This is a genomic window from Streptosporangium sp. NPDC051023, assembly GCF_040689595.1.
In the GTDB taxonomy this organism is placed as follows: Bacteria; Actinomycetota; Actinomycetes; order Streptosporangiales; family Streptosporangiaceae; genus Streptosporangium.
On the sequence record NZ_JBFBCE010000171.1, the window covers coordinates 1 to 6,852 of the forward strand.

Sequence of the window (6,852 nt, forward strand, 5' to 3'; positions counted from 1 at the left end):
GACGGGACCTTAGACAAGTCCGACCCTCCCAGTTCAAGGGCACTTTTCTCATGTAAACGATCAAGTTCTCCGAAACTCACCGCGAAAGCTCGAGGCTAGGAGTTGCGACCTCATTTCGAGAGAGTTCGCACGAAACGGACGGCTCGCGACCACGGGCGGCGCCAGGTAGCCCGCCCTCGGGCCCGCCATCACCCCGACCTGAGGAGGTACGGCATGACGGCACCGCAATTCCAGCCACCGCCGCTGAAATTCCCGCCGCCCACCCAGACCGCCACCGTCAGGCAATGGCAGCAGCAGCTGAGAGAGCGCGGCTGGCACATCACCGTCGACGGTGACTACCGCGACGAGAGCAAGCGTCTATGCACCAACTTCCAGAAGGAGCACCACCTGAAGCCCGTGGACGGCGTCGTCGGCCCGATCACCTGGAAGGCCACCTGGGAAGCTCCCAGCACGAGGCCTCCGCAGGCGCCCGACCACCCCCTGCAGAAAGGTGACGTGAACAACGCGGACGTCCGGAAGTGGCAGCAGCAGGTGAACAACCGCGGCTGGCCGGACCTCGAGGTCGACGGCGACTTCGGCCCGCAAACCGAGGCGGTCTGCAAGGACCTGCAGCGTTTCAAGGGCCTGCCGGTGACCGGCAAAATCGACCATCACACCTGGGACGAGGCCTGGCTGGAGAAGGTGCCCGTAGGGGCGGCCAGGTGAGTGCACCGTACGAATTCCGGGCCGGCGTCCCATCGGAGGGCGTCGGCCTTCGTTCGTGTGCATGCGGCCCCGGCGTGATCCACGACCCCGGCGAACTGAATCGCCCCGAGTTCGGTGGAGACCAAACCTCATCTTTGAAGCCGGCAGAAGGATGAAAAGCCGAGGTGGCCCCCCGACGTCGAGACCCAGGGACGACTCTTCGCAAGCACCTCCTTCTCCCGGAGGGGCGATCAAAGGCAGACAGGAAAGTGCTCACACCTGCCTTGATTCAGGCAAGAGGTCGACGATCAAGGCACGGACACGCGTTTCAATCGCTTCCCGAATGGGGCGGACGGCGTCGACCCCCTGTCCGGCCGGATCGTCGAGCTTCCAGTCCTCATAGCGCTTGCCGGGGAAGAACGGGCAGGCGTCCCCACACCCCATGGTGATCACCACGTCGCTGACACGAACGGCATCAGTGGTCAGCACCTTGGGGATCTCAGCGGAGATGTCAATACCGACTTCCCGCATCGCTTCCACCACGGCGGGGTTGACCGTGTCCGCGGGTGCCGAGCCAGCCGAGCGGACCTGGACACGGCCCTCGGTCAGATGGGTGAGAAAGGCGGCGGCCATCTGGGAGCGACCGGCGTTGTGGACGCAGACGAACAACACCGACGGAGCGGACGGAGCGGCGGTCATCATGAAGCCTTTCTGACGCGGACCAGGTGGCTGACGGGTCAGCGACCGGCGACGGTGAACTCAGGTGCGGCCTCGCCCGCGGAAGCGGTGTCATGCCGCGAGGCATCGGCGTTGCCGGAGCGCAGGCCGGTGTGGACAGGGCGGCCGAACAGGATCGTGACCAGGCCCAGACCGACAGCGCCACCAAGGAACTGGGCGACGACGAACGGGCCGATGGAGGCCGGGGCGATACCGGCGAAAGTATCGGTGAAGGCCCGCCCGATGGTGACGGCTGGGTTGGCGAAGCTGGTCGAGGAGGTGAACCAGTAGGCGGCGCCGAGGTAGCAGGCCACCGCGACCGGTGCCAAACGGCCTTGTCCAGTGCGGACCAGACCGAAGATCACAACGATCAGCCCGGCGGTCGCCACGGCCTCGGCCAGCCACAGATGCCCGGCGTAGCGCTCATGGGTCGACCAGCGCACCAGGGGCTGGGCGAACATGGCGTCGGCGAGTACGGCACCACCGATCGCGCCGCCGACCTGAGCGAGTGTGTAGGCGGCTACCTCCCGCCCAGCCGGGCCGTCCCCGCCGGCGCGGCCGTTCCACCAAGCGGCCAGCGAGACTATCGGGTTGAAGTGAGCACCGCTGACCGGGCTGAGCAGCGCGATCAGTACCCCCAACCCCAGGGCAGTGGCGAGTGCGTTGGCCAGCAGCTGAACCCCGATGTCCTGGGAAAGTTCGGTGGCCTGGATGCCGGAGCCGACCACCACGGCCACCAGCGCCGCAGTACCGACCGCTTCGACGGCAACCCGACGCCTCAGGGAAGCCGGGATGTTCACCGGCTCGCCTTCTCAGGGACGGAGGTCTGGGCGGAGGCCTGGCCGGGGGTCTGGGCGGGAGTCTGGGCGGGGGTCTGGGCGGGAGTCTGGGCGGGGGTCTGGGCGGGGGTCAGCAGGGCCGACAGGCGGGCCAGGGCGGTGGGCATCACCCAGTAGTAGACCCAGGTGCCGCGCCGCTCCGAGCCCACCAGCCCGGCCTCGCGCAGCACCCTGAGGTGGTGGGAGATGGTCGGCTGGGAGACGTCGAACGGGCCGGTCAGGTCACACACGCACGCCTCGCCGCCGTCATGGGAGGCGATCAGCGACAGCAGCCGCAGCCGGACCGGATCGGCCAGCGCCTTGAACATCCGCGCCAGCTCGGCCGCGTCCACCTCGCCGAGCGGTTCGCGGACCATCGGCGTGCAGCACGCCGTGGTCTGGTCGAGGACCGGCAGGTTCTGTTTCGACATGTCTCTATGTTGACAGTCATCAAATCAGAGTGGCAACCTCCCTCTTGTATCGACAGTCGTCGATACAAGGATGTTCCGGATGGGAGACCACCATGTCCCGTGTCCAACTCGCTCTGCGCGTGGCCGACCTGGAAGGCTCGATCGCCTTCTACTCCAAGCTTTTCGGTGTCGAGCCGGCCAAGCGCCGCCCCGGGTATGCCAACTTCGCCATCACCGAGCCCCCGCTGAAGTTGGTGCTCCTGGAAGGCGAGACCGATACCGACACCCGCTTGGACCACCTCGGCGTCGAGGTCGAGACCGTTGAGGAGGTCACCGCCGCGACCAACCGGCTGAAGGACGCTGGACTGGCGACCTTCGAAGAAAACGACACCTCCTGCTGTTACGCCCTGCAGGACAAGGTGTGGGTCCGCGGCCCCGGCGCCGAGCCATGGGAGGTGTACGTGGTCAAGGCCGACGCCGACACCCTCGGAAAGTCCGCCACCGCCACGGATCCGGCAGCTCCCTGCGCATGTGGCCCAACCGCTGAGCAGGCCGCCGGCCAGGAACAGCCGGTCACTGTGACGGCGAGCGCGGGCTGCTGCTGAGGACCCGGCACGGACCCCTGCCCCGTCGCGGCAGATGCTCCGGCGGGGCAAAAGGCCGTGGACAGCCGTGGACGGAGACCGGCTTCCAATCACCGATTTCTGACATCCAGCTTCCCCAGAAGCCTGGAGACGCATGGCTCGATGAGATGGCGGGGCCGGATAACGTGACGCGACGGGATCGAGGTAGCGTCCCCCGACCCCTTCCAGGCCGAAGGCCCCCATCCCTCCGCGCCGCCCTACCGCACCTCCCCAGAGAGCAACGCCCTCCACACGCCGTCACCCCTGATAGACGTGCCCTACACCCTGCGGCATGCCGCCGTCTCCACGTGGCTGAACGCCGACGTGCCCACCCTCAGGTCGCCGAGTGGGCGGGGCACAGTGGGATGTCTTGCTGCGGGTCTACGCCAAGTGCATCTATGGCCAGCAGGGCGAGGCGAGGCATCGGATCTGGGACGTGACGAAGCTCTGAAAACTTCGGCACGTATTCGGCACAGCCACCCGTAAAGCATCGTTGACGGCCGTAGACAAGCCGGACATGCGAGAAGAGGCCCTTCACCGCGTTTGTGCTGGTGAGGGGCCTCTTTCTGCTGGTGTGGCAGGTGCAGGACTTGAACCTGCGTAGGCTGAGCCGACAGTTTTACAGCTCGTGACCGTTCTTCAGGTGGCATGGCCGCTGACCTGGTGCGCAGCACGTTCACGGCTCCCCCGCCACCATGATCATTGCACGTCACGGCAGCTGCGGCCGAAGGTCCATCCAGCGGTCGATCTGCGTCCTCATCGGTCCCTCCGCCAGCCGATCGGTGATCAGCTTCATGGGTGCGAGGAGGTTCTTGCAGATGCGCAGAGCCAAGATCTCATCGCGAGGATGCGCCCGGGACTCGTTCCCTTCCGGTGGAACACGGTCCTCGGTCAACTGGGGAAAAAGGGGGAAATCCGAGCGGAGGAGCCGGAACTTGAACGGCGTCCGCAGCTCCACCGCCCGGCGGCTCAGTCGATGGATATGCACAAGGGGTCGGTGACCTTGCCCGGGTTGCTGACCTGGCCGTTCGCATGATCCGCCGCGACGAGGAAGGACTGCGCCCGGCGGTGGGCGTTCAGGTCGCAGTAGAACGTGAGGATCCGCCCGTTGGTGGCGATAATTCGGCCGTTGTCGTCGGTGTCAAAAGTGTAGCCAGTTCTCAGTTCCCAGCCTCCTCCGTAATAGACGTACGTGCTGAAGGTGACCTTGCTGTTCCGGCTGAAGGCGCCGGTGACCCTCAGCGTCACCTGGCGATACTGCGCGGAGTAGTCCTCGGCAGTGTGGGTGCCGAAGATGCGCGGAGGGGCGGACGGGTCCTGCAGACCGAAGGCCGCGTTCGCGTTGTTGATCCGGGCCCGCGACCGGCTGGACGGATAGACGCAGACGTGGTCGGACCGATTGGCCTCGCGCCATACGAACCCCTGCTTGCAGGTGTCCGGGCCCCAGGGGCCGCCGTTCGGCTCCCTGCGTTCGGCGGCCAGCCGGTTCTCCTCTGCGGTCTCCGCGCGGATGTCCGGCACGACCGTCACGCACACGTAGTCATAGGGGAACGCGTCCCGCCACACGAAGTTCTGCTTGCAGGTGTAGGGCCCGTAGGGCAGGTCCGCGGCGGCGGCCGTGGCCGCCGGGACCGCAGCCGCCGGGGGTGCGAGGGACAGCACGCCGGCGATCAGCGCCAGCGCGATGACCAGACCCGTGCCGGGGATCCCCCGGCGGGCCGTCGTCTTCCGCATCGTTTCTCCTTGGGGGTGTCCGCTCCCCGTGAGGGAGGGCTCCTCCGGAGTCCCGCGACATTCCCTTCAGGGAAAATCCGCGCGCAGGGGAAAGAGGCCCGCCGAGCCTTTCGGGGAGAGAGGGTTAATCAGAGAACGGCAAACCGGAAAGGCAACATCCGGAACACCATAATTCACCGTCCCGGAGGCTTTCTGCCGGGCCGTTGTCTTTCTCGACTGTTCTAGCCATTGGTAACACGGCGCGGCCGACATGCCAACGAAAAATGGATTGATCCCGACGAATTAGTACTCCAGCCGTAGATCGTGAGGCGGGGCGAGGTCGTGCGCATGTGAACCTGTGGGGATAGGGCCACAACTACGACGGACGGCTACCGCTGTGATCATTCAGGTGTGATGGAACTGAAGATCATGCGGTGGCCGCGTTGGCCAGAGTAGAACACCTCGGCGCGACTCGCCTACAGGCCGGTTTGGATGACGCGTTCGCCCACGTCGCGGGCCGGTTCAAACGAAGGGAAGTGCGCCTGCGCGCCCGCTCCTTCACCGAAGGACTGCTGTCCGGCGTGGAACGCAAGAGCGGCTGGTCACTGGCCGAATACGCCGGCGAAGCCACCCCCGACGGTATGCAACGACTACTGACCAGCGCGAAATGGGACGCCGACGGAGCCCGTGACGATGTCCGCGACTACGTGATCGACCACCTGGGCGCCGCCGACGGCGTCCTGATCGGCGACGACACCGGCTTTGAGAAGAAGGGCCGCTGTTCGGCCGGAGTGCAACGGCAGTACACCGGCACCGCCGGGAAGATCACCAACTGTCAGATCGGAGTGTTCCTCGGCTACGCCACACCCCGCGGACATGCCCTGCTGGACCGGGAGCTCTACCTGCCCCACACCTCGTGGATCGCCGACGCCGACCGATGCGCCACGGCGAAGATCCCCCAGGAGGTGGAGTTCGCCACCAAACCGCAACTGCTGCAGGCGATGATCAAACGAGCCATCACCGCCGGGGTGCCGTTTGGGTGGGTCACGGCCGATGAGGCCTACGGCGACAACGGCCCACTACGCCGTTTCCTGGAAAACCAGCGGCTCAGCCATGTGCTGGCCGTGGCATGCGACCACCAGATCACCACCGGTGCGGGCAAGGTCCGCGCCGACGTCATCGCCAAAAAGCTCGGCAGGACGGCCTGGCAGCGGCTGTCGTGCGGCAACGGCGCCAAAGGACTACGGCACTATGACCGGGCACTGATCGCCACCGTCGGCCCGGCGCACCGGCTGTTGATCCGCCGCTCCGTCAGCAGGCCGACCGAGTTGGCCTTCTACCTGTGCCACACCCCGGCCCCGGTACCCCTGGGCCGTCTGGTGGCCGTGGCCGGCGCCCGTTGGACGATCGAGGAGTGCTTCCAGACCGGCAAGAACGAGGCCGCCCTCGACCATTACCAGGTCCGGCTCCATCCAGCCTGGTACCGGTATATGACGCCGGCCATGCTGGCCCTGGCCTTCCTGGCCGTCACCCGAGCCGAACTGCTGGACGAACACGACGTGATTGACCAAGACGAACAGGCAGAGCGCCTGGGCAAGGACAAGGAGGCCGGTGTCCGATCGATCGTCGTCTCCGTCAACGAGATCCGTCGCCTGTTCGCGTCGTTGACCCGGCCACCGCTCGATGAGCACCATGTTCGCCGGTGGTCCACATGGCGGTTACGCCATCAAAGCCGCGCTCGACGATGCCACTACCAGCGTCAACGCCTCAGAGATCACTAAGTACGGCTGGAGTACTAGTGTCCTGCGCCTGAGATTCGTTGGCAGAAGCGGGCGAGGGAGTCGAGAATCTCTTCGGCTGTCTTGGTCCAGATGAACGGCTTGGGGT

Annotated in this window: 7 protein-coding genes and 1 pseudogene; 3 read left to right on the top strand and 5 right to left on the bottom strand. The window is 66.1% G+C overall.

Annotated features, from left to right (window positions below; translation table 11 throughout):
• Positions 1 to 213: 213 nt before the first annotated feature.
• Positions 214 to 705: a peptidoglycan-binding protein gene (locus AB0395_RS47240; protein ID WP_366294666.1), complete on the top strand. Its 492-nt coding sequence runs from the start codon at positions 214 to 216 to the stop codon at positions 703 to 705.
• 252 nt (positions 706 to 957) lie between these two features.
• On the opposite strand, the gene AB0395_RS47245 is transcribed toward AB0395_RS47240, so the two are convergent.
• From AB0395_RS47245 to AB0395_RS47255, 3 genes are read right to left on the bottom strand one after another with little or no spacing between them, the layout of a single operon-like run.
• On the bottom strand, positions 958 to 1,386 hold the full coding sequence (locus AB0395_RS47245; protein ID WP_366294668.1) for an arsenate reductase ArsC: 429 nt from the start codon (positions 1,384 to 1,386) through the stop codon (positions 958 to 960).
• A 35-nt stretch (positions 1,387 to 1,421) separates the two neighbouring features.
• Positions 1,422 to 2,201 carry an aquaporin gene (locus AB0395_RS47250; protein ID WP_366294670.1) on the bottom strand — a complete coding sequence of 260 codons (780 nt, stop codon included), beginning with the start codon at positions 2,199 to 2,201 and terminating at the stop codon, positions 1,422 to 1,424.
• Complete coding sequence (locus tag AB0395_RS47255) at positions 2,198 to 2,596, bottom strand: metalloregulator ArsR/SmtB family transcription factor (RefSeq protein WP_366294678.1); 399 nt, start codon at positions 2,594 to 2,596, stop codon at positions 2,198 to 2,200. The genes AB0395_RS47250 and AB0395_RS47255 overlap by 4 nt, the downstream gene beginning before the upstream one ends.
• 146 nt (positions 2,597 to 2,742) lie before the next feature.
• Between AB0395_RS47255 and AB0395_RS47260 the strand changes: the two genes are divergently transcribed.
• Positions 2,743 to 3,234, top strand: a complete 492-nt coding sequence (locus AB0395_RS47260) for an ArsI/CadI family heavy metal resistance metalloenzyme (protein ID WP_366294673.1) — start codon at positions 2,743 to 2,745, stop codon at positions 3,232 to 3,234.
• A gap of 727 nt (positions 3,235 to 3,961) precedes the next feature.
• Here the strand turns inward: AB0395_RS47260 and AB0395_RS47265 are convergent.
• Positions 3,962 to 4,210, bottom strand: a complete 249-nt coding sequence (locus tag AB0395_RS47265; RefSeq protein WP_366294675.1) for a hypothetical protein — start codon at positions 4,208 to 4,210, stop codon at positions 3,962 to 3,964.
• A gap of 11 nt (positions 4,211 to 4,221) precedes the next feature.
• Entirely contained in the window at positions 4,222 to 4,986 is a 765-nt protein-coding gene (locus tag AB0395_RS47270) for a hypothetical protein (protein ID WP_366294676.1), read from the bottom strand.
• 467 nt (positions 4,987 to 5,453) lie between these two features.
• Between AB0395_RS47270 and AB0395_RS47275 the strand changes: the two are divergent.
• Positions 5,454 to 6,512, top strand: a pseudogene (locus tag AB0395_RS47275) (IS701 family transposase); the annotation flags it as partial.
• Positions 6,513 to 6,852: the final 340 nt, after the last annotated feature.

Bases quoted from the DNA above. Each gene is read 5' to 3' on its own strand.
- AB0395_RS47240 (WP_366294666.1), top strand. From the start codon at position 214: ATGACGGCACCGCAATTCCAGCCACCGCCGCTGAAATTCCCGCCGCCC.
- AB0395_RS47245 (WP_366294668.1), bottom strand. From the start codon at position 1,386: ATGATGACCGCCGCTCCGTCCGCTCCGTCGGTGTTGTTCGTCTGCGTC.
- AB0395_RS47255 (WP_366294678.1), bottom strand. From the start codon at position 2,596: ATGGTCCGCGAACCGCTCGGCGAGGTGGACGCGGCCGAGCTGGCGCGG.
- AB0395_RS47260 (WP_366294673.1), top strand. From the start codon at position 2,743: ATGTCCCGTGTCCAACTCGCTCTGCGCGTGGCCGACCTGGAAGGCTCG.
- AB0395_RS47270 (WP_366294676.1), bottom strand. From the start codon at position 4,986: ATGCGGAAGACGACGGCCCGCCGGGGGATCCCCGGCACGGGTCTGGTC.